At 67.8% G+C, this 21,541-nt stretch carries 19 protein-coding genes; 5 read left to right on the top strand and 14 right to left on the bottom strand.

Annotation, left to right across the window (positions count from 1 at the left end; translation table 11 throughout):
- Window positions 1–3 precede the first annotated feature (3 nt).
- From DDT93_RS20955 to DDT93_RS20945, 3 genes are all read right to left on the bottom strand, one after another.
- Entirely contained in the window at window positions 4–1,131 is a 1,128-nt protein-coding gene (locus DDT93_RS20955; protein WP_109467843.1) for an aminotransferase class V-fold PLP-dependent enzyme, read from the bottom strand.
- A 62-nt stretch (window positions 1,132–1,193) separates the two neighbouring features.
- Window positions 1,194–1,652, bottom strand: coding sequence for an Lrp/AsnC family transcriptional regulator (locus DDT93_RS20950; RefSeq protein WP_109467842.1), 459 nt, complete (start codon window positions 1,650–1,652; stop codon window positions 1,194–1,196).
- A complete protein-coding gene (locus DDT93_RS20945) occupies window positions 1,649–2,104 on the bottom strand; it encodes an Lrp/AsnC family transcriptional regulator (RefSeq protein WP_109467896.1) in 456 nt (151 codons plus the stop codon). Before DDT93_RS20945 ends, DDT93_RS20950 begins: the two co-directional genes overlap by 4 nt.
- 135 nt (window positions 2,105–2,239) lie before the next feature.
- Between DDT93_RS20945 and ilvC the strand changes: the two genes are divergently transcribed.
- The 3 genes from ilvC to DDT93_RS20930 all read left to right on the top strand — a co-directional run bounded on the left by ilvC (window position 2,240) and on the right by DDT93_RS20930 (window position 5,212).
- A complete protein-coding gene (ilvC, locus tag DDT93_RS20940) occupies window positions 2,240–3,262 on the top strand; it encodes a ketol-acid reductoisomerase (protein ID WP_109467841.1) in 1,023 nt (340 codons plus the stop codon).
- 249 nt (window positions 3,263–3,511) lie between these two features.
- The gene (locus DDT93_RS20935) at window positions 3,512–4,072 is read left to right on the top strand and encodes a VPLPA-CTERM sorting domain-containing protein (RefSeq protein WP_109467840.1); all 561 of its coding nucleotides are present in this window, start codon (window positions 3,512–3,514) and stop codon (window positions 4,070–4,072) included.
- A 189-nt stretch (window positions 4,073–4,261) separates the two neighbouring features.
- Complete coding sequence (locus DDT93_RS20930; protein ID WP_109467839.1) at window positions 4,262–5,212, top strand: DMT family transporter; 951 nt, start codon at window positions 4,262–4,264, stop codon at window positions 5,210–5,212.
- A 4-nt stretch (window positions 5,213–5,216) separates the two neighbouring features.
- Here DDT93_RS20930 and glmM read toward each other — a convergent pair whose 3' ends face one another.
- The 9 genes from glmM to DDT93_RS20885 all read right to left on the bottom strand — a co-directional run bounded on the left by glmM (window position 5,217) and on the right by DDT93_RS20885 (window position 16,902).
- Window positions 5,217–6,560, bottom strand: coding sequence for a phosphoglucosamine mutase (gene glmM / locus DDT93_RS20925; protein ID WP_109467838.1), 1,344 nt, complete (start codon window positions 6,558–6,560; stop codon window positions 5,217–5,219).
- Window positions 6,561–6,565: 5 nt separating this feature from the next.
- Window positions 6,566–7,564 carry a dihydropteroate synthase gene (gene folP, locus DDT93_RS20920; RefSeq protein ID WP_232825523.1) on the bottom strand — a complete coding sequence of 333 codons (999 nt, stop codon included), beginning with the start codon at window positions 7,562–7,564 and terminating at the stop codon, window positions 6,566–6,568.
- Window positions 7,561–8,481 carry a dihydroneopterin aldolase gene (locus DDT93_RS20915; RefSeq protein ID WP_109467836.1) on the bottom strand — a complete coding sequence of 307 codons (921 nt, stop codon included), beginning with the start codon at window positions 8,479–8,481 and terminating at the stop codon, window positions 7,561–7,563. The genes folP and DDT93_RS20915 overlap by 4 nt, the downstream gene beginning before the upstream one ends.
- 129 nt (window positions 8,482–8,610) lie before the next feature.
- Complete coding sequence (locus tag DDT93_RS20910; protein WP_109467835.1) at window positions 8,611–9,252, bottom strand: cell wall hydrolase; 642 nt, start codon at window positions 9,250–9,252, stop codon at window positions 8,611–8,613.
- 129 nt (window positions 9,253–9,381) lie between these two features.
- The gene (locus tag DDT93_RS20905) at window positions 9,382–11,976 is read right to left on the bottom strand and encodes a putative PEP-binding protein (RefSeq protein ID WP_109467834.1); all 2,595 of its coding nucleotides are present in this window, start codon (window positions 11,974–11,976) and stop codon (window positions 9,382–9,384) included.
- Between the two features lie 192 nt (window positions 11,977–12,168).
- Complete coding sequence (gene glyS / locus DDT93_RS20900) at window positions 12,169–14,265, bottom strand: glycine--tRNA ligase subunit beta (RefSeq protein ID WP_109467833.1); 2,097 nt, start codon at window positions 14,263–14,265, stop codon at window positions 12,169–12,171.
- A gap of 127 nt (window positions 14,266–14,392) precedes the next feature.
- Complete coding sequence (locus DDT93_RS20895; RefSeq protein WP_109467832.1) at window positions 14,393–15,250, bottom strand: DUF1206 domain-containing protein; 858 nt, start codon at window positions 15,248–15,250, stop codon at window positions 14,393–14,395.
- Between the two features lie 171 nt (window positions 15,251–15,421).
- Window positions 15,422–15,952, bottom strand: a complete 531-nt coding sequence (locus tag DDT93_RS20890) for a DUF6446 family protein (RefSeq protein ID WP_109467831.1) — start codon at window positions 15,950–15,952, stop codon at window positions 15,422–15,424.
- The gene (locus DDT93_RS20885; RefSeq protein WP_109467830.1) at window positions 15,949–16,902 is read right to left on the bottom strand and encodes a glycine--tRNA ligase subunit alpha; all 954 of its coding nucleotides are present in this window, start codon (window positions 16,900–16,902) and stop codon (window positions 15,949–15,951) included. The genes DDT93_RS20890 and DDT93_RS20885 overlap by 4 nt, the downstream gene beginning before the upstream one ends.
- A gap of 195 nt (window positions 16,903–17,097) precedes the next feature.
- Between DDT93_RS20885 and DDT93_RS20880 the strand changes: the two genes are divergently transcribed.
- Window positions 17,098–18,912, top strand: coding sequence for a serine protease (locus DDT93_RS20880; protein WP_109467829.1), 1,815 nt, complete (start codon window positions 17,098–17,100; stop codon window positions 18,910–18,912).
- 151 nt (window positions 18,913–19,063) lie between these two features.
- On the top strand, window positions 19,064–19,873 hold the full coding sequence (locus tag DDT93_RS20875) for a class I SAM-dependent methyltransferase (RefSeq protein ID WP_109467828.1): 810 nt from the start codon (window positions 19,064–19,066) through the stop codon (window positions 19,871–19,873).
- A gap of 134 nt (window positions 19,874–20,007) precedes the next feature.
- On the opposite strand, the gene DDT93_RS20870 is transcribed toward DDT93_RS20875, so the two are convergent.
- Both DDT93_RS20870 and DDT93_RS20865 read right to left on the bottom strand, forming a co-directional pair.
- Window positions 20,008–20,619 carry an inner membrane-spanning protein YciB gene (locus DDT93_RS20870; RefSeq protein ID WP_109467827.1) on the bottom strand — a complete coding sequence of 204 codons (612 nt, stop codon included), beginning with the start codon at window positions 20,617–20,619 and terminating at the stop codon, window positions 20,008–20,010.
- Between the two features lie 8 nt (window positions 20,620–20,627).
- The gene (locus DDT93_RS20865) at window positions 20,628–21,530 is read right to left on the bottom strand and encodes an EamA family transporter (protein ID WP_109467826.1); all 903 of its coding nucleotides are present in this window, start codon (window positions 21,528–21,530) and stop codon (window positions 20,628–20,630) included.
- Window positions 21,531–21,541 lie beyond the last annotated feature (11 nt).

The raw sequence follows: 21,541 nt of genomic DNA, 5'->3' as shown, positions 1-21,541 counted from the left end.
GCCTTACAGCACCTGGTCGACGACCCGCTTGAGCCGCGCCAGAGTCGCCTCCACGTCATAGAGCTTGTCGAGCCCGAACAGGCCAAGGCGGAAGGTCATGAAACCCTCGGGTTCGTCGCACTGCAACGGCACCCCGGCCGCGATCTGCATACCCTTGGCCGCAAACGCCCGGCCGGTCTGGATCTCGGGGTCGGTCGTATAGCTCACCACCACGCCCGGCGCGCCGAACCCGTCGGCGGCGACCGAGACGATGCCCTTGTCCTTCAGCATCGCCCGCACGCCGTTGCCCAGCTGCCACTGCGCCTCCTTCAGCCGCGCGAAACCGTACTCCCGCGTCTCGGCCATGGTGTCGCGGAACGCCAGCAGCGCATCCGTGGGCATCGTCGCATGATAGGCGTGGCCGCCGCTCTCGTAGGCCACCATGATCTGCCGCCACTTCTTCAGGTCGATGGCGAAACTGTCCGACTGGGTCTCCTCCAGCCGCGCCGCGCCCCGCTCCGAGAGCATCACCAGCCCCGCGCTCGGCGAGGCGCTCCAACCCTTCTGCGGCGCGCTGATCAGCACGTCGACACCGGTCGCCTTCATGTCGACCCAGGCACAGCCCGAGGCGATGCAGTCCAGCACCATCAGCGCCCCGACCTCATGCGCCGCCGAAGCCAGCGCGGTCACGTAGTCATCGGGCAGGATCACCCCCGCCGCCGTCTCCACATGCGGGGCAAAGACGATCTCGGGCTTCTGGTCGCGGATCGCCGCCACCACGTCCTCGATCGGGGCCGGGGCAAAGGGCGACTGCGCCGCGTTGCCGGTCCGGCGCGCCTTCATCACCGTGGCCTCCGAGGTCAGCCCGCCGGTTTCCATGATCTGGCTCCAGCGGTAGCTGAACCAGCCGTTGCGCACCACCAGCGCCCGCTTGTCCCGCGCGAACTGCCGCGCCACCGCCTCCATCGCGTAGGTACCGCCGCCGGGCACCACCGCAACCGCCTCGGCATTGTAGACCTCACGCAGCATCGCCGATATGTCGCGCATCACCTGCTGGAACTTCTGCGACATGTGGTTCAGCGAACGGTCGGTGAAAACGACCGAGAATTCTTCCAGACCGTCCGGGTCGACGGTACCGAGCAATGCGGGCATGGGGCCTCTCCTCAACTTGGGTTGCCCGAGCCTTACTCCCTTTGCCCCACCAATGGCAAACGTCAGCCGATGGGCCCCGGCCGCCGCTCCTCGCTCAGCAGCACATTGGCCTCCACCTCCCCCGCCCCCGGCAGGGTCATGATCCGCCGCCGCAGCAGCCGCTCGAAGTCGGCAAGGTCGCGCGCGACGACCCGCAGGCGGAAGTCGTACATGCCCAGCACGTGCTCCACCGTCTGCACCTCCGGGATCGCGCTCACCGCGCGTTCGAAGTCGGCAAGGCTCGCCTGCCCCTTGCGCCCCAGCTTGATGCCAAGGAACACGGTCACCCCATAACCCAGCGCCTCGGCGTTCAGCCGCAGCCGCCGCCCCCGGATCGCCCCGGCCTCCTCCAACCGCCTGATCCGTCGCCACGTGGCGGGCTGCGACAGGCCCACCTGCCGGCCCAGCGCCCCCGCGCTCTGCGTCGCGTCCCGCGCCAGCGCCCGCAGCAGGTGGCGGTCGGTCTCGTCCAGCTCGATCATACCGGCAGCCCCTCGTCCCACTTGATCTTGGCAATGTGCATCAGCGCCTCGAGGTCGGCGATATGCGGCAGCGTCAGGATGCGGTCCCGGTAGAGCCCCTGGTAGTGTTCAAGGTCGCGCGCGATCACCGAGAGGCGCACATCGGTCCGCCCGATGAAGGTCTGCATCTCCAGCACCTCCGGCACCTCCCGCGCGGCGGCCAGGAACTCGTCAAAGGCGCGCGGCTGCGACTTGTCCAGCGTCACCCGCAGCGACACCTCCACCGCATAGCCCAGCGCGCGCCAGTCGATCACCGCCTCCACGCCCTCGATCACGCCCTCGCCGCGCATCCGCTCCACCCGCCGCCAGCAGGTGGCCGAGGTCACCCCGGCGCGCTCGGCCAGCTCGGGCATCGCCAGCGTCGGTTCGGCCTGGTAATGGCGCAGGATCCGCCGGTCCACGTCATCAAGCATGATCATTTCACGAATGCCCGGTTCAGAGAATAATTCTTCTTCTCTTTCGCAAATACTCACAAATCCCGCAATCGCAATCGGCGCGACACAGGCGTATTCAGTGCCCAACGGATACACCAAGAGGAGGACTGCGAAATGCGCGTCTATTACGATCGTGACTGCGACATCAACCTGATCAAGGACAAGAAGGTCGCCATCCTGGGCTACGGCTCGCAAGGCCACGCCCACGCCCTGAACCTGCGCGACTCGGGCGCCAAGAACCTCGTCGTCGCCCTGCGCGAGGGCTCCGCATCGGCCAAGAAGGCCGAAGCCGAGGGCCTGACCGTCATGGGCATCGCCGAAGCGGCCGCCTGGTGCGACCTGATCATGTTCACCATGCCCGACGAACTGCAGGCCGAGACCTACAAGAAATACGTGCATGACAACCTGAAGGAAGGCGCCGCGATTGCCTTCGCCCACGGCCTGAACGTGCACTTCGGCCTGATCGAGCCGAAAGCCGGCGTCGACGTCATCATGATGGCGCCCAAGGGCCCCGGCCACACCGTGCGCGGCGAATACACCAAGGGCGGCGGCGTGCCCTGCCTCGTGGCCGTTCACAACGACGCCTCCGGCAAGGCACTGGAAATCGGCCTCTCCTACTGCTCCGCCATCGGCGGCGGCCGCTCGGGCATCATCGAGACCAACTTCCGCGAAGAGTGCGAAACCGACCTCTTCGGCGAACAGACCGTTCTCTGCGGCGGCCTCGTCGAACTGATCCGCATGGGCTTCGAGACCCTGGTCGAAGCGGGCTACGCCCCGGAAATGGCCTACTTCGAGTGCCTCCACGAGGTGAAGCTGATCGTGGACCTGATCTACGAAGGCGGCATCGCCAACATGAACTACTCGATCTCGAACACCGCCGAGTACGGCGAGTACGTCTCCGGCCCGCGCATCCTGCCCTACGACGAGACCAAGGCCCGGATGAAAGAGGTCCTGACCGACATCCAGACCGGCAAGTTCGTGCGTGACTTCATGCAGGAAAACGCTGTCGGCCAGCCGTTCTTCAAAGGCACCCGCCGCCTGAACGACGAGCACCAGATCGAGCAGGTCGGCGAAAAGCTCCGCGCGATGATGCCGTGGATCTCCGCCGGCAAGATGGTCGACAAGGCCAAGAACTGATCCCCGCTCCGGCCTCCCGCGCCACGCGCGCGGGACACCCGGTCAGATCTCTTCAGAGGGCGCGCCAACCGGCGCGCCCTTTCTTCTGTCGGGCTGAATATCCTTTGGGTTGAATCAACGCCCCGAGCGACACTCCCTTACCGCGAATTTCCGGACGTTCTGCGCGAATTGAATTGCTCCGCGCGAGTCAACGAACGTAAGCTTAACCATTAGCCATCAAATCTTTGACAGCCGACCGGAGCCTATCGAATGACAGTCCTGCGTACTCTGGTGTTTACCCTTCTCGCGAGTGTTCTTGGTTCCACGCTGCAAGCCAGCCCCTTCACCCTCTACTACACCGTGACCGACACCGGCAGCGGGTACGACTACAGCTTCAACCTCGTGGCCGACGACAACGACGGCACCCTCGGAGCTGGCGCGACCATCAACTGGTTCGTCATCGGCGACGCCCTGTCCTCTGCCAGCCCCATCACCGAAGGGGCGAGCTTCTTCACGAGCATACCCAGCAACTGGTTTGCCTCGTCCTCCGGTGGCGGCCACAATGGCCCGACCCTCTGCTACAGCGGCTCCTGCGGTGCGAGCCCCGCGACCTTCACGCTCGGGGACACTCTCAGCTTCACCGGCCACTCGGCGACCCTGGTGGAGTCGGGCCAGCTGCTCTGGAGCACCCTCTCGGGCTCCCCCCGCACAGACTTCGCGGTCGCCGTGCTGGGCGAGGTCACCTCGGTTCCGCTCCCTGCCGGCCTGCCCCTGCTCGCTGGCGGCCTCGCGGCCCTCGGCCTCGTCGCACGCCGCAAACGCGCGGCCTGACACCCCACACCCGAACCTGCAAGCAACGGCCCGGTCCTCCGGGCCGTTTTCATTTCCACGCCTCGCCACTGCACGGCGCCAGAAACTTCACAGGCGAACGGTTCGCCTTGACGTCCCTTCGGCGCGGGGCGAAACAAGGGCATGTGTCCGGTGCCATGCTGCAGGCCAGCCGCCCCGGAGGAGGAACGCATGACCGACAAACCCGACATCACCGCGCGCAGCTGGCTCATGATCGTCGCGCTCGGCCTCTGCTGGGGCGGCGCCTTCCCCATCATCGAGGTCGCGCTCGAAGGCATCACGCCCTTCTGGCTCGCCGCCTTCCGCATCGCCTTCGGCACCCTCCTGTCGGTGGTGGCCTGGGGCGCGATGGGCTGGCCGCTGTTCAGCGCCCCGACGACGCGCAGCGACAACATCTACCTCCTTGTCGTCGGCGCGCTCAGCTCGGCCCTGCCGTTCATGCTGATCTCATGGGGCCAGCAATACGTCACCGCCGGGTTCACCGGCGTCGCGATGGCCTGTGTCGCGCTGATCGTGCTGCCGCTCGCGCACTTCATGGTCCCGGGCGAGCGCATCACCCTGCGCAAATCGCTTGGCTTCGTCATCGGCTTCGCCGGAATCGTGGTGCTGATGGGCCCCGACAGCTTCCGCAGCTCGGGCGCACGGCTCGAACTGGCGGGGCAGCTCGCCTGCCTCGGCGCCGCCGCCTGCTACGCCGTCTCCTCGGTGCTGATGCGTCGCCTGCCGCCGGTCGACCCCATCGGTCTCTCCAGCGTGCTGCTGCTGATCGGTGCCGTGATGGTGGTGCCGATCGCCTGGTGGCACGAAGGCCCGCCGCCCCTGCCCGACACCCGGACGCTGCTGGCTCTTGCCGTGCTCGGGCTGCTGCCCACCGCCGCGGCGAACCTGATGCGCGTCGCCGTCATCCGCAGCGCCGGGCCGGTGTTCATGAGCCTGACGAATTACCAGGTGCCGATCTGGTCGGTGCTGATCGGCGTTGCCTTCCTTGGCGAGCCGCTGCACCTGTCGCTGCTGGTCGCCACGATCCTCATCCTGATCGGCGTCGCCCTCAGCCAGTGGGGCGCCCTGTCCCGGCTGTTCCGCCGGTCCCGCCCCGAAACCTCCCGCGAGGAAGCGGCCTGACCCCTCAGGCCACCACCGCCTCGACCGCTGCAACCACCTGATCGACCGCCGAGGTCAGGATGCCCTCGTCCTCGCTCTCGGCCATCACGCGGATCAGCGGCTCGGTCCCCGAGCGGCGGATCAACAGGCGCCCGTTGCCCCGCAGCGCCGCCTCGGCATCGGCGATGGCCTGCTTGACCGGCGCCATGTCCAGCGGCTGCTGGCCCTCGCCGTAGCGGACGTTCTTCAACAGCTGCGGCACCGGCTCGAACTGCCGCGCCAGCACGCTCGCCGGCTGTCCAGACCGCACCATCTCGGCAAGGAAATGCAGCCCCGACATCAGGCCGTCGCCGGTGGTGGCGAAATCGGTCATCACGATATGGCCCGACTGCTCCCCACCAAGGTTGTAACCACCCTCGCGCATCCGCTCCACCACGTAACGGTCGCCGACCGCCGTCCGCTCCAGCCGCAGCCCCTGCGCCTCGAGGAACCGCTCCAGCCCAAGGTTCGACATCACCGTGGCAACCAGCGCGCCCCCGGCCAGCCGCTCGTCCTTGTGCCAGCACGAGGCCAGCAGCGCCATGAACTGGTCGCCGTCGGCAATCGCCCCGTTCTCGTCAATCATGATCACCCGGTCGGCGTCGCCGTCGAGGCAGATGCCCACGTCCGCACCCTGCGCCACCACCATTTCGGCGGCGGCCATCGGCTGGGTCGAGCCGCAGCCCCGGTTGATATTGGTCCCGTCGGGCGAGACCCCCATGGCGATCACCTCGGCGCCCAATTCCCAGAGGATCTCGGGCGCGGCGCGGTGCGCGGCCCCGTTGGCGCAGTCCACCACCACCTTCAGCCCGTTCAGGTGCAGGTCGCGCGGCAGCGAGGATTTCACCCGCTCGCCATAGCGGAACCGTGCATCGTCGACGCGCTTGGCCCGTCCGATGTTGCCCGCCTTGGCCGGTTCCACCCCGGCCTCGATCAGCGCCTCGATCTCGGCCTCCGCCTGGTCCGAAAGCTTGAATCCATCAGGCCCGAAGAACTTGATCCCGTTGTCCTCGGCCGGGTTGTGGCTGGCCGAGATCATCACCCCCAGATCGGCCCGCATCGACCGGGTCATCAGCCCGACCGCCGGGGTCGGCACCGGACCCAGCAGCAGCGCGTTCATGCCCGTCGAGGTCAGCCCGGCGGTCAGCGCATTCTCGAACATGTAGCCCGACAGGCGGGTGTCCTTGCCGATCACCACGCGGTGCACGCCACTGGCATCCCGGCGGAAATAACGGCCCACCGCCGCGCCGATGCGCAGCGCCATGTCGGCGGTCATCGGATAGGTATTCGCCGTCCCCCGGACGCCGTCGGTTCCGAACAGTTTGCGCATCTGGTCTACCTCACCGCCTGCCACAGGCGCAGGGCCTGCATGGTCTCTGCCACGTCGTGTACCCGAAGGATCTGCACACCTTGGCCCAGACCTGCAAGCCCCACCGCGATGGAGCCCGGCGCGCGGCGGTCGGCCTGCGGTTCGCCGCCGAGCTTGCCGATGAACCCCTTGCGCGACACCCCCAGCAGGATGGGGCACCCCAGCGCATGAAACAGCGAGAGATTGCGCAGCAGGATCAGGTTGTGCTCCACCGTCTTGCCAAAGCCGATGCCCGGATCGGTGACGATACGCTCGCGCGCCACGCCCGCCGCTTCCAGCAGGGCGATCTGTTCCGCAAGGAAATCGTAGACCTCCAGCAGCACGTCATCGTACTGCGGGTCCTGCTGCATGGTGTCCGGGTTGCCCTTGGTATGCATCACGCAGACCGGCAGATCATTCTCGCCGCAGTAGGGCGCCAGCCCCACGTCATAGGTGAACCCGCTCACGTCGTTGACCAGGTCCGCACCGGCCTCCACCGCCGCCTCGGCCACCGCGCGCTTGCGCGTATCAACCGAAATGGCAATCTCGCGCTCGGCCCGGATCGCCGCGATCATCGGCGCGACCCGATCGATCTCTTCCGCATCGGGAACCGTGCCCGACCCCGGCCGCGTGCTCTCGCCCCCGATGTCGAGGATGGTCGCGCCGTGCTCCGCCATCGCCCGCGCCGCCGCCAGCCCCGCCTCCAGCGTGTTGTGCAGGCCGCCGTCCGAAAAGCTGTCCGGTGTCGCGTTGAGAATGCCCATCACGTGCGGACGCCCCATGTCGAGCCCCGCGACCGGCAGCCGCGCCACGGTCAGCCGCGACAGCTCCGGCTCGGGGATCTCCTGCGCCGGTACAACGCGGCCCTCACGGCCACGCTCCAACACCTCTGCATGGGTGAACCACAGCGGGCCACCGGCAAGCGGCATGGCCTCATGGGGGCGCGCCGCGCCCTGATGGACAAGGGGTCTGTAATAGGTCGTCAAAGTTCTGTCTGCTCCACCGGAACCGCGCGCAGCGGCACACCCGGATTATCGGGCAGCTCGGCGCCGATCACCAGCATTTCCCCGGCCTCGAAGGTGGCCGCGAACCATGCCGCCAGAGCCACCGCCTCGCCCGGCTGGGCCGAGGGCCCGTCCACCGCGTCCAGCACGATCTTGGACGGTGCCCAGACGCAGATCTGCCCGTTCTTCATCGCCCAGTCCAGCTCGGTCCGGGTGCTCACGACCACGCAGCGCGGATCGCGCGCGGCAAGGACCCATGCGTTCTGCTCGATGGCCAGCAGGTCGATCCGGCGCTGGGTCATGCGATGCCCGGTCTGCGGCGCCGCCACGTCCGGCGCACCGACGCAGAGGATCAGCGGACGCTTGCGCCCCTGCATCTGGTCGATCCACGACGACAGATGCGGCGCGGCAATCGCCGAGTTCGACAGGTAAACCAGCCGCGGGTGCGGCCGCTCGTGGGCCTGCTCCTCGTGCCGGTGCCCGTCCTGCGAGCGCACGATCTCGACGCCCAGCGCCCCCGGCCCCCGGTCGAGCTTCTCGATCCGCACGAAGGCCCTTACCGCCTGCGGCTCCAGCAGGATGCGGTCGGCAATTCGCTCGGCCAGCGTTTCCAGCAGGTTCAGCCGTTCGGCCGCCAGCTCGTGCGCGATGGCTTCTGTCAGGTGATCATAGCTCAGGATTCGGTCCACATCGTCGTCGATCGGCCCGGTTACGGGCTGCACCTCGACCACGACGTTGAAACAGATTCGCTGGGTCCGGCCCCGCTCGGCCTGAAACGCGCCGATCTCGACCTCGACGATATGGTCCCGCAGCGAGATGCGATCCAGCGGACGGCCCTCTGCCGTGGCCTCGGACCGCTCGGCGGGATGCGCAAAGGCAAGGCGGATTTCTGTCGACATGGGGCCCGGCCCTCCCGATCGGTGCATTCAGGCGCACCCTAGGGCGCGCGCCGCCTTCTAACAGGCCCGGGCGCGCCCTGCCAGCGACCGAAAGCGGCAGAGACGCCTGTCCCCGCTCCGGTCGCCCGGTCAGTTGCTCGCGGTGCGATAGTTCGGACGGTAGAACATGTGCACCCCGATCCGCGCGGTCTGCTGATAGACCTTGGCCCATTTCGGATGCACGGCAGAGGTGTGGTAGTGCGTCGCGCCGCCGGTCAGGCCGCCCACGGCCCCGTCCATCACCGCGCGCGCCACCTTGGCGACCCGCTCAAAGGCCTTCTTCTCGGCGATGACGTCCTTGTGGCCGTCGCAGGTATAGGTGAACTGGCACTGGAACTTGCGCCCGGTCCCCTGCTTGATCACGCCGCAGACGGTCGAGGGAAAGTTCTGGCTCTTCACCCGGTTCATGATCACTTCGGCCACGGCAAACTGGCCCTTCACAGTCTCGCCCCGCGCCTCGAAGTACAGCGCCTCGGAGAGGCAGCGCCACTGCGGTCCGCCCTCGGGTTCCGGCTGCGAATCCAGCCAGGAGAGATTGTATTTCACCGTGTCAGGGCGCGCGCGGTCCCGCGGCGTCCCCTCGGTCAGCAGAGATTGAAGATGGCGGCCCGGCAGCTTGGTCAAGGTCACCTGTTCCCGTTGGAACAAATCCTTCAAATCCGTCTCGGCCCGGACAGAAACCGGTCCCAGCGCGGCCAAGCACATCGCGGCCGCGATCAATAATCGTCGCATTGTATTACCCCCTAGGAACGACCCCTAGGGGGCCCCTCGGTGCGCACAGCGCCGCTCCGCTTAACTCAGCAGATCGAAAAGGTCCAGTTCTGCGCAAATTTCAAGCGCCAAACCGCTGAGCGGAAAAAATTATTTGCGGTTGCGCCCGCGCCACTTCCACAACATCTGGGTCAAAGAAGACTTCTTATCCCCCATATTATGGTTGATAGCGAGCTGAGCGGCGGCAAGCCGAGCAACCGGCACCCGGAAGGGCGAACAGGACACGTAGTCGAACCCCGCCTCCCGGCAGAAGGCGATTGATTCGGGGTTGCCGCCATGCTCGCCGCAGATCGAGAGGGTGATGTCCGCCTTGGCCGCGCGCGCCCGCGACGCCCCCAGCTTCAGCAACTCCCCCACCCCGTCCTGATCGAGGACGTGGAAGGGATCCTCCGGGAACACCCCCTTCTGCACGTAGGTCGACATGAACCGCCCGGCGTCGTCGCGCGACAGCCCATAGGTCATCTGGGTCAGGTCGTTGGTCCCGAAGCTCAGGAACGAGCAGTAGGGCGCGATGTCGTTGGCGCGCAGCGCCGCGCGCGGCGTCTCCATCATCACGCCAAGGCGATAGTCAAAGGACTTGCCCCGTTCGTTGCGCACCGCGGCGGCAACCGCGTCGATGCGCGACTTCACCAGCTCGACCTCGCGCTTGGCCGAAACCAGCGGGATCATGATCTCCGGCACCACCGGCTCGCCCTCGCGGCTGGCGTCCAGCGTCGCCTCAAAGATGGCGCGCGCCTGCATGTCGTAGATCTCGGGCACCGTCACCCCCAGCCGCACGCCGCGCAGGCCCAGCATCGGGTTGTACTCGCCCATCTCCTGCACCCGTCGCGTCACGTCGCTGACCGGGATGTCCAGCGCCTCGGCCAGCTCGCGCTGACCATCGCGCGAGGTCGGCAGGAACTCGTGCAGCGGCGGATCGAACAGCCGGATGCAGACCGGCATGCCCTCCATGATGCGGAACAGCTGGGTGAAATCCTCGCGCTGCATCGGCAGCAGCCGCTCCAGCACCGCCGCCCGGCCCGAGCTGGTCTCGGCAAAGATCATCTCGCGCATCACGATCAGCCGGCCCGGATCGAAGAACATGTGCTCTGTCCGGCACAGACCGATGCCCTGCGCGTTGAAATTGCGCGCCGTCTGCGCATCCGCCGGCGTGTCGGCGTTCACCCGGATGCCGATGTCGCGCTCGGCATCGGCCCATGTCATCAGCTTGTGAAAGGCGTCGTCCAGCGCCGCCTCCAGCATCGCCGGCTCGCCCGCCAGCACCTGCCCCGAACTGCCGTCGACGGTGACGATATCGCCCGCGCGCAGCACCCTTCCGTCCGGCGCGGTGATGGTCTCGGCCTTGGTGTCGAACCGCAGCGAGGTCGCGCCGACGATGCACGGCAGACCCAGCCCGCGCCCGATCACCGCCGCGTGGCTGGTCATGCCGCCCCGCTCGGTCAGCACCGCGACCGAGGCATGCATCCCGCGGATGTCCTCCGGCGCGGTCTCGCGCCGCACCAGCACGCAGGGCTCGCGCCGGGCCGCCATGGCCTGCGCATCCGCCGCGTTGAACACGATCCGCCCCGTGGCCGCCCCCGGGCTGGCGCCGATGCCGGTGCCCAGCACGTCGCGCGGCGCCTCCGGGTCGACCTGCCGGTGCAGCAGCTCGGTCAGGTTGTTGGGCTCGACCCGCATCACCGCTTCCTGCGGCGAGATGATCCCGTCCTCGGCCAGCCGCACCGCGATGCGCACCGCCGCCCGCGACGAGCGCGGCACCCGCACCCCATCGAGGATATGCACCTTGCCGCTCTCGATCACGAACTCGACCTGCATTTCCTCGCGCAGCTTCTCCCGCATCAGCGCGGCATGGGCCTTCAGCGCGTCGAAGGCCTCCGGCGCCACCTCTTCCAGCGAGATGCCCCGGTCGTCCTTCTCGAGGTAGATCGACTTCGCCCCCGCGCCCAGCGCCTCGCGGCCCTGGCTCTGGCTCAGGTAGCGCCCGGTGATCTGCGGCAGCCCGGTGACGATATTGGCCAGCTGGAAGACACCCGAGCCGCATTCGCCCTGCCCGAAGCCGGGAATCATCTGCTGCACCACGAGCCCCAGCCCGGCGTCCGCCGGCGCCCCCTTGGCCTGCCGCAGCAGCCGCGCCGAGGTCCCTTCCCAGGCCCGCGCCATGGACTGCAGCACCCCGGCCAGCTGTTCGCCCGGGTTCTGCGGAAACGGCTCGTCGGTCTCTTCCTCGTAGACGTCCATCATCCGCGTCAGCGCATCGGTGCTGTCGAGGTCGACCTCGTCGAACAGGTCCGGGTCCAGCCGCGCCACGTGAACCGCGTAGCCCAGCACGAAACGCGCATAGATCGAGGTGCCCGCCTCGTGCCCCAGCCGGTTGCACAGCTGCGCATAGCGCGCGTCGTTGATGCCGATGTTCAGCACCGCCCCCGGCCCGCCCCAGTCCGGGTCTTCCGACGAGGGGCGCACGCAGAGCAGCGCCCCGGCGGGAAATTGTTCGAGAATCGCCGGGATGTCCGGCATGTGCCCCTCGGCAATCTCGCGCACCGCATCGAAGGACAGCGCGACGGTCGTCGGCACCGGCAGCTCCAGCCGCACCAGACGTTGCAAGCACTTGGCCCGCCCGCCGTGGGTTTCGGCGTGGATCTGGGCCTTGGCGGTGATCAGCGTGGTATAGGGGTTATTCTGCACTGCAGCACCTTTCGACTGCTCCGCAGAATAGGACGGAGAACGGCGGGCGCAAGCGGAACTCGCGAAGGCGCCCTCCGACCCGTACCGCGCGGCCCCCGCGTCTTCGGGTCAAAATATCCCGGGGAGCGCGAGGGGCTGGCCCCTCGCTCCCGACCGCACCACCGGCGCGGCCGGTCCTGCGGCGCGCGCCGCTCAGCCCTCGATCCGCGAGAGGTCCGCCACGCTGGAACAGATCGCGCGGATCTGGCTCAGCAGGTTCAGGCGGTTCCGGCGGATGGTCTCGTTGTCGTCGTTGATCTTCACCGCTTCGAAGAAGGCGTCGATCGGCCCGCGCAGCGCCGCCATGGCGGCCATCGCGGCGGGGAAATCCTGCGCCTTCAGCGCCGGCCGGATCGCGCCCTCGCCCTGCTCCAGCGCGTCGAACAGCGCGATCTCGCTGGGCTCGCGGGCGAACTTGCGGTCGGCGCCAAAGGAATACTCGACCCCGTCCTTCTCCTCGGCCTGCGTCAGGATGTTGTTGGCCCGCTTGAAGCCCTGCAACAGGTTCACCCCGTCCTCGGTCTTCAGCACCGCCTCCAACGCCTCGGCCCGGCGCACCAGCAGCGCGAGGTCGTCGTTGCCCTCCATCGCGACGCAGGCGTCGATCACGTCATGCCGGATGCCCTGGTCGCGCAGGTAGACCTTCAGGCGGTCGTGCAGGAACGAGAGCAGGTCCGGCCCGTAGCTGTCCACGCGCGGTCCGGTGTCCCCGGCGGCGGCGGCATGGAGCAGGTCCGCCTTCCGGAAAACCGACAGCAGGTCGGCCTTCACCCCGTTCTCCAGCACCAGCCGGATCACCCCCAGCGCCGCGCGGCGTAGGGCGAAGGGGTCCTTCGAGCCCGTGGGCTTCTCGTCGATGGCCCAGAAACCGGTCAGCGTATCCAGCTTGTCCGCCAGCGCGACGGCGACCGAGAGCGGCGCGGTCGGCACGTCGTCCGACGGCCCGAGCGGCGAATAATGCTCCTGTGCCACCGCCGCGACCTCGGCCGCATGGCCCGCCGCCTCGATGTAGTAGCGCCCCATCAGCCCCTGCAGCTCGGGGAATTCGTAAACCATCTCCGAGCTGAGGTCGGCCTTGGCAAACCGCGCCGCCTGCTCGGCGGCCTGCGGGTCGGCCCCCACCAGCGGCGCCAGTTCCCGCGCCAGCGCCGCGATCCGCCCGATGCGCGCGCCCTGGCTTCCCAGCTTGTTGTGGAAGGTCACGTTCTCCAGCGCGTCGGTCCAGGCCGAGAGGCCCGACTTCGCCACCCGCAGGTCGTTCTCCCAGAAGAACTTGGCATCCGACAGCCGCGCCGCCAGCACCTTCTGGTTCCCGGCGAGGATGGTCGCGCCATTGTCCGCGGTCTCGCGGTTGGCGACGGTCACGAATTTCTCGATCCGCCCGGTCTTGCGGTGCTTCACCGAGAAGAACTTCTGGTGCTCGCGCATCGAGGTCTGCAGGACTTCCGGCGGCAGGTCGAGGAAGTCGGCCCCGATATCGCCCATCAGCACCACCGGCCATTCAACCAGCCCCGAGACCTCGTTCAGCAGCCCGCCGTCCTCGACCAGTTCCATGCCCGCCGCAAAGGCGCGGTTCTCGGCGTCCGACCAGATGTGCTGCGCCCGCTCACCCGGGTTCAGCACCACGAAGGCGCGCTTCAGCTTGGCTTCGTAATCCTCGAAGGAGGTGACGAAGAACCGGCCCCGGCTCATGAAGCGGTGGCCCTCGGTGGTGTCCCCCGAGGGAATCCCGTCGACGTCCATCGGCACCACGCGGGCGCCGGTCTCGTCGGTCAGGATGCAGAGGATCGAATGCAGCGGCCGCACCCAGCGCAGGCTGCCACTGCCCCAGCGCATCGACTTCGGCCAGGGGAAATTGCGGATGGTGGCTTCCAGCACTTCGGCGATGATCTCCTCCGCCGCGCGGCCCGGCTTGTCGATCACGGCGAATAGCACCTTGCCCTTGGGCGTGTCACGCTCCTCCAGCTGGTCGCGGGTCAGCCCGGCACCCCGCAGGAAGCCCTCGATGGCCTTCTCCGGCGCATCGGCGCGCGGCCCCTTGCGCTCCTCGCGCTGCGCCGGCGAGGCGGCCAGCAGCCCCTCCACCGCCAGCGTCAGACGGCGCGGCGTCGAGAAGGCGGCGGCATGGGCATAGGTCAGACCGGCCTCGACAAGGCCATCCGTGACACGGGCCTTCAGGTCCTCCGCCGCGCGCGCCTGCATGCGCGCCGGAATTTCCTCGGAAAACAGTTCGATCAAAAGATCCGGCATGTCGGTCCCTGCCCGTCGTCGCGTGCCGCCCCGTGCGGCAGTCCATCACGCCGCTGGATAGCGAAGCGACGCCGGAGGGTCCAGACGGATCGCTCAAGAAATGCCGCTGTTCCGGCGAAACCGCGCCCTAGCCTGCCGCCTGCCGCACCGGCGTGCCGGTCATCACCCGCACGTCGGGCCCGGCACAGCGCGGCACCACGCGATAGATCGCCTCGATCCAGCAGAACAGCGCAAAGGCGACGGTGCCCAGCGCCAGCACCGTCAGCAGCCCCATGCCATAGGGCTGCGAGCGCACCGATTGCAGCGCCTCGCCGATGCCGCCCGCGTGATCGGGATCGGCGGTCAGCCCGGCATAGACGAAGAAGCCGCCGACCAGTCCGAGGATCACCCCCTTGGCCAGCAGCCCCGCCTTAGCCACCGGCTCCAGCCGCTCGGTCCACGGGGTCAGGCGCAGGTGCCGCTTGTACTTGCCGGACAGCCCCTTGTAGCCCTGGTAGACACCCGCGCCGACCACGACGGCACCGATCCCCACGATGATCCAGCCGCCATAGGGCAGGGTCAGCAGCCAGGACGCCGCCGAGCGCGGCTTCTCCCCATCCTCGCCGCCGCCCGCCCCCATCGCCACCCGCGCGGCAGAGACCATCAGCCCGAGGTGGATCAGCGCCGACACCAGCAGTCCGACCCGCGCCACCGTCCCTTTCAGCCCCGCGCCGTGGTTTTCCAGATCGTACCAGGCCGCGAGACCGCGCCAGGCCGCATAGGCCAGGAACCCGACCGCCAGCGCCCAGAGCATGATCTCGCCCCAGGGATAGCCCCGCAGGGTTTCGAGCGCCTCCCGGGTGCCCTCCGCCTCGCGGCCGGTCCAGGCGGCCAGCAGCGCCAGCGCCCCGATGATCAGGTAGGTGACGCCGCGGGCGAAATACCCCAGCCGCATGGCCGGGACGACCAGTGCCGGCGGCGATGACGGTGACGTGGACAGTGCCATGGCGCTTCCTCCTGTTGCGGGAAAAGCGCCCGAAACGGCCGAAAGGTTCCCTCGAACGGCGATCTTGCCCCCGAACCACCCTCGGGGCGGCCCGTTCCGGACTTCTTTGGGGGTCAAATATCCCGGGGAGCGCGAGGGGCTGGCCCCTCGCCCCGCGGCCGGGTCAGGGCGCTACTGCGTCGCCGCCTCGTGCGGCGGGCAGTCCTCGCCGACCACCGTGCCTTCGTAGTTCTTCTCGCCGCAGTCGTTCAGCTCGTGCCAGACATAGCCGTGCCCGTCCTCGGTGATGGCGACGATGCGGTCCACCCCGTAGTGCACGTTCTTCTGCCCGAGGAAGGTCAGCGCGGTGCCCGCCTCCAGTTGCGCCTCGATCTGTCCCGCGTCGAAACAGTCGAACCAGCCCGGGGCGTTGCGCGGCTCGATGCCCTCGACCATCTCGTAAGTCTCGGTCAGCATGGCGAGGCTCATGGAGGTGTCGAAACAGGCGCGGTAGCGGATCGGAGAGCTGTCGGCGTCGATGGCGCGGAAGTTCTCGTAGAGGATCGGCTCCGGCGCGCCGCTGGCCAGCGAGACCAGTTCCACGTCCTCGCCCGGCGCCGCCGCGACCTCGGTGTAATAGCCGTAGACCTGCAGGTAGTAGAGCGCGCCGCCCGCGATGATGGCCGATAGCACGATGATTCCTACCAGGAGCTTGCCGGTCATTGCGCCGCCGCGACGTCCTGCGCGGGCGTCCAGCCACCGGCCTTGGTCTGCACGAAGGCATCGGCGCATTGCTTGGCCAGCGCCCGGACCCGGCCGATGTAGGCCTGGCGCTCGGTCACCGAGATCACGCCGCGCGCATCCAGCAGGTTGAAGATGTGGCTCGCCTTGATGCACTGGTCATAGGCGGGGTGCGCCATGACGATGCGCTTGCCGGTCTTGGGGTCCTCGGCGCCCTGCGCGAGGATCGCCTGGCACTCTTCCTCGGCCTCGACGAAGTGGCGCAGCAGCATCTCGGTATTGGCAACGTCGAAATTCCAGCGCGCGTATTCTTCCTCGGTCTGCTTGAACACGTCGCCATAGGTCAGCGAGATCGGCGCCTGCGGGTCGTTGAACGGCATGTCCATCACGTGCTCGATCCCGAGCACGTACATGGCGAGGCGTTCGAGGCCATAGGTCAGTTCGCCCGAGACCGGGTGGCAGTCGTGGCCGCCGACCTGCTGGAAATAGGTGAACTGGCTGACTTCCATGCCGTCGCACCAGACTTCCCAGCCAAGGCCCCAGGCGCCCAGCGTCGGGCTTTCCCAGTCGTCCTCGACAAAGCGGATGTCATGCAGCTCCATGTCGATCCCGATGGCCTCGAGCGAGCCGAGGTACAGCTCCTGCAGGTCGGGCGGGCTCGGTTTGATCAGCACCTGGTACTGGTAGTAGTGCTGCAGCCGGTTCGGGTTCTCGCCGTAGCGCCCGTCGGTCGGGCGGCGCGACGGCTGCACGTAGGCGGCGGCCCAGGGCGTCGAGCCGAGGCTGCGCAGTGTCGTCGCCGGGTGGAAGGTCCCTGCCCCGACTTCCATGTCGTAAGGCTGCAGGATCGCACAACCTTTGCTTGCCCAGTAGGTCTGGAGCCTCAGGATGATCTCCTGGAAGGAACGCGGGGCGCTGTCGCTCTTGGTCATGTCCTGTCCTGCCCATCTCGGGTGCTGCGGCGGCCCTGCCGGGGCGGGGCGAAATCTCGGCCCCTACCTACGACCGCCGCACTGTGGGGTCAACGGCACACAATGCGTTCAAAACCTGCCTTTGGGGCATGGATTTTACCCCCTCTTCCTGCTTATCTGCGGCAAATTTCCTCATTTCAGGGTTAAAGAGGCACAATGAAGAGCTGGCTGGTCGCGTTCGTTTTGGCGATTTCATTTTTCACCGGGCCCGCCGTGGCGCAACAGGCCGGCGACGACCTGGCCTGGGTCCAGATCGAGGCGCATCCCTCGCTGCGCGTGGCGCAGGACCGGGCCCGGCTCTATGCAGGTACCCTCGATGACGTGAACGGGTTCGCGCTGGACGGGAACTGGTACGCCATCGTCCTCGGGCCCTACACCCGGCCGGACGCCGAGCGCGTGCTGCAGGTCTACCGCGCCGGCCGGCAGATCCCGCAGGACAGTTTTCTGGCCTACAGCCGTAACTTCGGTCAGCAGTACTGGCCCGTCGGGGCGGACGTGCTGAACACCGGCGCCGTGACCTCGCCGCTGGCGCAGCCCGCCGAGGATCAGGCCGCCGCGCCCGAGGCGACGCCCGCCGAGACCCCGACGAACGACACCACCACCGTCGCGGTCGCCGACACCCCGGCGACCCAGCCGGTGATCCAGGAACCCGACGAGACCCCCGCCGAGGCCCGCGCCAGCGAACGCCTGCTGACCGTGGAAGAGCGGATGGGCATCCAGGTCGCGCTGCAGGCCGCTGGGTTCTACGATTCGGGCATCGACGGCGCCTTTGGAGCTGGCACCCGCAACTCGATGGGCAACTGGCAGTTCGCCAACGGCTTCGATGCGACCGGCGTGCTGACCCGTGGCCAGCGCAAGCTGCTCATGGACCAGTACAACGCACCGCTGATCTCGGTCGGCATGGCGCCCTATACCGACGCCAAGGCCGGCATCCGCATGGACCTGCCGCTGAAGGAAGTCGCCTTCTCGCGCTACGAGCCGCCGTTTGCCCATTTCGACGCCACCGGCGACCTTGGCGCACGGGTGCTGCTGATCTCGCAACCGGGGGATCAGGCCACGCTGTTCGGGCTCTACGACATCATGCAGACGCTCGAGATCGTGCCGCTGAACGGCCCGCGCGAGCGTGGCAGCAACAGCTTTACCCTTGCGGGGCAGAACGCGCAGATCGTGTCCTACACGCAGGCCGAGCTCCAAGGTGGGCAGATCAAGGGCTTTACCCTGATCTGGCCGATCGGTGACGAGGCCCGGCGCACCCGGGTGCTGGCGGCGATGAGGGCCTCCTTCGCCCGGACCGACGGCGTTCTCGACCCGGCGGCCGGCGCAGATACCGAGCAGAACATCGACCTCGTCTCGGGCCTCGAAGTGCGCCGCCCGCGCCTGTCTCGGACCGGGTTCTACGTGGACCCGAAGGGCTCCATCGTCACCACCGCCGAAGCGGTGCAGAACTGCACCCGCATCACCATCGACCATGACCATCAGGCTCAGGTGGTGGCGACCGATGACGCGCTTGGCGTGAGCGTGCTGCGCCCGACCGACCCGCTGGCGCCGATCTCGGTGGCACGGTTCAGCGAGGGTGCTCCGCGCCTGCAGTCGGACATCACCGTCTCGGGCTACTCCTACGAGGGCGTGCTCGGCGCGCCGACCCTGACCTTCGGCACGCTGGCCGATATCAAGGGCCTGTCCGGCGAGCCGGATGTGCAGCGCCTTGCCCTGAACGCCCTGCCGGGCGACGCGGGCGGTCCGGTCATCGACCTGAGCGGCGGCGTCGTCGGGATGCTGCTGCCGCCGCCGGGTGGCAACCGCCAGCTGCCCGAGAACGTGAGCCTCGCCGCCGATTCCGCCGCCCTGCGCGGCGTTCTCCAGCGGGCGGGCCTCGCCCCCGAAGACAGCACCGGCCGTGGCACCATCCCGCCGGACGAGATGAACCGGCTGGCCAGCGGCATGACCGTGCTGGTGAGCTGCTGGGACTGATCGCCCGTTCTGGTAGACCCCTTTGGAAACCCCGCCTCGCGCGGGGTTTTCTTTTGGCCGGGCGATCGGCTCACAGTGGCGACGGGCTGGCACAACGGCGGGAAAGCTGGCAGAGTTCTTGCAGTCACGGGGTCATGCGGCGGGGCGCGCCATGTCTCAGGAGACGTATCAGCTGGCGGGACGTGCCGCCGCCCTCTACGAAGCGCAGAAGGTGCCGGCGATCTTTGCGCCGCTCGCTGCGGCGACTCTGGATGCCATCAAGCCTACGCGCGACGACACGATCCTTGATGTGGCCTGCGGCACCGGGATCGTGGCCCGTCTGGCCCGCAGGCGTCTGGGCCCCGGCCCGCGTATCGTGGGCGCCGATCTGAACGACGGCATGGTCGCCACCGCGCGGGCGCTGCCCGAAGAGGAGGCGCGGAGTTGCGAGTGGCAGGTCGCCGATGTCACTGCCCTGCCCTTTCCCGACGACGCCTTCACGCTCGCGATCTGTCAGCAGGGCATCCAGTTCTTCCCGGACCCGCTGGCTGCGCTGCAGGAGATCTGCCGCGTGGTCCGGCCCGGGGGCCGGATCGTGCTGACGGTCTGGGCCGGGGTCAGCCCGTTCTTTGCGGCATTGGCCGATGCGCTCGGCCGTCATGTGTCGGAAGAAACCGGCCGCCGCTCGCTGGCACCTTTCGCCTTTGACGGAGATGACCGGCTTGCCAGTGCTATGGCGGAATTCGGGTGCACCGATATCGCGGTTTCTGAGCTTTCCGTCGACCGGCATATCGCGGAGGCGGAAACCGCGATCCCGAGGGAGATACTGGCCAACCCGGTGGGCCCAGCCGTCGAGGCCCGGGGCGAGGCCGTCATGCGGCAGATCGTGGCCGACACCCTGCGGGACCTGTCGGACTATCGCAGCGGCACGGGCCTCGTGGTGCCCCAGCGGTCTTATCTTCTGCAGGCCCGGGTGCGCTGAATGCGCCCTTGCCCGGAGTCGCGCCCCAACGATTCCAAGCGCTTGTCCGGAATTTGCTTCGCGCGCGAAACATTCCGTTTTTGCGACGTTTTACAAGATGTTAGCAGGCCGCACGGTGCCCGGCCTGCAAAGGTTCACGCTTCCTTGTCGGGGTCGATCATGTATTTTTGCAGGTCCATGATCTGCCACCACAGGAAGCCGAAGAGCGCGATGGGGAAGCCGAAGGTCTCGATCTTGACCCAGAGGTCGGTGGAGAGGAAGCGCCAGACCAGTTCGTTCGCGACGGCGAGCACGATGAAGGCAAGGCACAGCCGCTTGGTGAGGATCATCCAGCCCGCGTCTTCCATCGGCAGGAACTCTCCCATGACGAATTCGAGGTAGGACCGCTTCTGGAGAAGGCCGACGCCGAGGATCACGGCGAAGAGCCCGTAGACGATGGTGGTCTTCATCTTGAAGAAGCGTTCGTCGTTGAACCACGCGGTGAGGCCACCGAAGAAGATCACCATGACGGCGGTGAAGATCTGCATCCGCGAGAGGTGGCCGGTCAGCCGCCAGAGGATGCCCATCGCGATCAGCAGGATCGGCACGAAGGCGACCGTGGCGACGATGAAGCCGGAGTATTCCGCGCCCCCGAAGACAAAGGTCGATTCCTTGAGCTTGAGGTAGAGCAGGAAGAAAACCAGCGTCGGCCCCAGTTCGAGGGTCTGTTTCAGCCAGCCGCTGATCTCGTTCTTTTGCTGTGCCATTCCGGCTCCTAGCCTCCCATCTCGACAATTACCGCCCCGAGGGCGATCAGGGCCATCAGCGCGATCCGGCGCGGCCCCACGGTTTCCTTGAGCGCCAGCCACCCGATCAACGCCGCGAAGACGGTCGAGGTTTCGCGCAACACGGCTGCCTCGCCCACCTTGTCGAGGCGGGTGGCCAGCATGATCGACCCGAAGCTCAGGAAGGCCACGAAGCCGCCGATCACCCCGCGTCGCATCAGCGGCCCGAGCGGCGGGCGTTCGACCATCTTGCGCCAGCGCAGGGCCGCGACCACCGGCATGAAGATGCCGTCGATCATGAAGAACCACGCGAGGAAGGTGAACGGATCGGCTGTCGAGCGGATGCCATAGGCGTCGTAGGTCGTGTAGAGCGCGACGAAGAGCCCGGTGCAGACGGCGAACCCGAGTGCGGCCCAGAGCGTGTCGCGCGCCTTTTCGAGGAAGATCAGGTTGTAGACGGCAAGGCCGAAGATGCCCGAGAGCAGCACGGCCACGCCGAGCCACTGCACCAGCGTGAACACCTCGCCGAAGAGGAAATAGGCGCCGATGACCGCAAAGAGCGGCCCGGTGCCACGGACCACCGGGTAGACCACGGTATAGGCCCCCCGCGTGTAGGCCATTGCCTGGAGCAGCTTGTAGGCGACGTGGATCAGGAAGGCCCCGAGGAAGATCGGCCACATGTGCGGCTCGGGCCAGGGCACCACGAAGAGCGCGAAGGGGGCCGCCATCAGCCCGTAGGAAATGTCGATGGCGCCGCGCGACAGCCACGGGTCGAACCGCCCCTTCTGCAGCGCGCCGAAGACCGCGTGCAGGATGGCGGCAAGCACGGCGAGGAACAGGGCGACCTGATGTCCGGCCTCCGTTCCCTCCAGCCCCAGCAACCAGGCGCTCATGCAGGGCCCCC

It is taken from the genome of Albibacillus kandeliae (assembly GCF_003116585.1).
GTDB classification, from domain to species: domain Bacteria; phylum Pseudomonadota; class Alphaproteobacteria; order Rhodobacterales; family Rhodobacteraceae; genus Albibacillus; species Albibacillus kandeliae.
Note: the sequence above shows the minus strand (reverse complement) of the source record. Positions and strands in the feature narration are given on the sequence as shown.

Coding starts and splice junctions, on each gene's coding strand:
- ilvC (WP_109467841.1), top strand. CDS start 2,240: ATGCGCGTCTATTACGATCGTGACTGCGACATCAACCTGATCAAGGAC.
- DDT93_RS20945 (WP_109467896.1), bottom strand. CDS start 2,104: ATGCTTGATGACGTGGACCGGCGGATCCTGCGCCATTACCAGGCCGAA.
- DDT93_RS20915 (WP_109467836.1), bottom strand. CDS start 8,481: ATGTCGACAGAAATCCGCCTTGCCTTTGCGCATCCCGCCGAGCGGTCC.
- DDT93_RS20880 (WP_109467829.1), top strand. CDS start 17,098: ATGAAGAGCTGGCTGGTCGCGTTCGTTTTGGCGATTTCATTTTTCACC.
- DDT93_RS20950 (WP_109467842.1), bottom strand. CDS start 1,652: ATGATCGAGCTGGACGAGACCGACCGCCACCTGCTGCGGGCGCTGGCG.
- glyS (WP_109467833.1), bottom strand. CDS start 14,265: ATGCCGGATCTTTTGATCGAACTGTTTTCCGAGGAAATTCCGGCGCGC.
- DDT93_RS20955 (WP_109467843.1), bottom strand. CDS start 1,131: ATGCCCGCATTGCTCGGTACCGTCGACCCGGACGGTCTGGAAGAATTC.
- glmM (WP_109467838.1), bottom strand. CDS start 6,560: ATGCGCAAACTGTTCGGAACCGACGGCGTCCGGGGGACGGCGAATACC.
- DDT93_RS20910 (WP_109467835.1), bottom strand. CDS start 9,252: ATGCGACGATTATTGATCGCGGCCGCGATGTGCTTGGCCGCGCTGGGA.
- DDT93_RS20935 (WP_109467840.1), top strand. CDS start 3,512: ATGACAGTCCTGCGTACTCTGGTGTTTACCCTTCTCGCGAGTGTTCTT.
- DDT93_RS20895 (WP_109467832.1), bottom strand. CDS start 15,250: ATGGCACTGTCCACGTCACCGTCATCGCCGCCGGCACTGGTCGTCCCG.
- DDT93_RS20885 (WP_109467830.1), bottom strand. CDS start 16,902: ATGACCAAGAGCGACAGCGCCCCGCGTTCCTTCCAGGAGATCATCCTG.
- DDT93_RS20875 (WP_109467828.1), top strand. CDS start 19,064: ATGTCTCAGGAGACGTATCAGCTGGCGGGACGTGCCGCCGCCCTCTAC.
- DDT93_RS20865 (WP_109467826.1), bottom strand. CDS start 21,530: ATGAGCGCCTGGTTGCTGGGGCTGGAGGGAACGGAGGCCGGACATCAG.
- DDT93_RS20890 (WP_109467831.1), bottom strand. CDS start 15,952: ATGACCGGCAAGCTCCTGGTAGGAATCATCGTGCTATCGGCCATCATC.
- DDT93_RS20870 (WP_109467827.1), bottom strand. CDS start 20,619: ATGGCACAGCAAAAGAACGAGATCAGCGGCTGGCTGAAACAGACCCTC.
- DDT93_RS20930 (WP_109467839.1), top strand. CDS start 4,262: ATGACCGACAAACCCGACATCACCGCGCGCAGCTGGCTCATGATCGTC.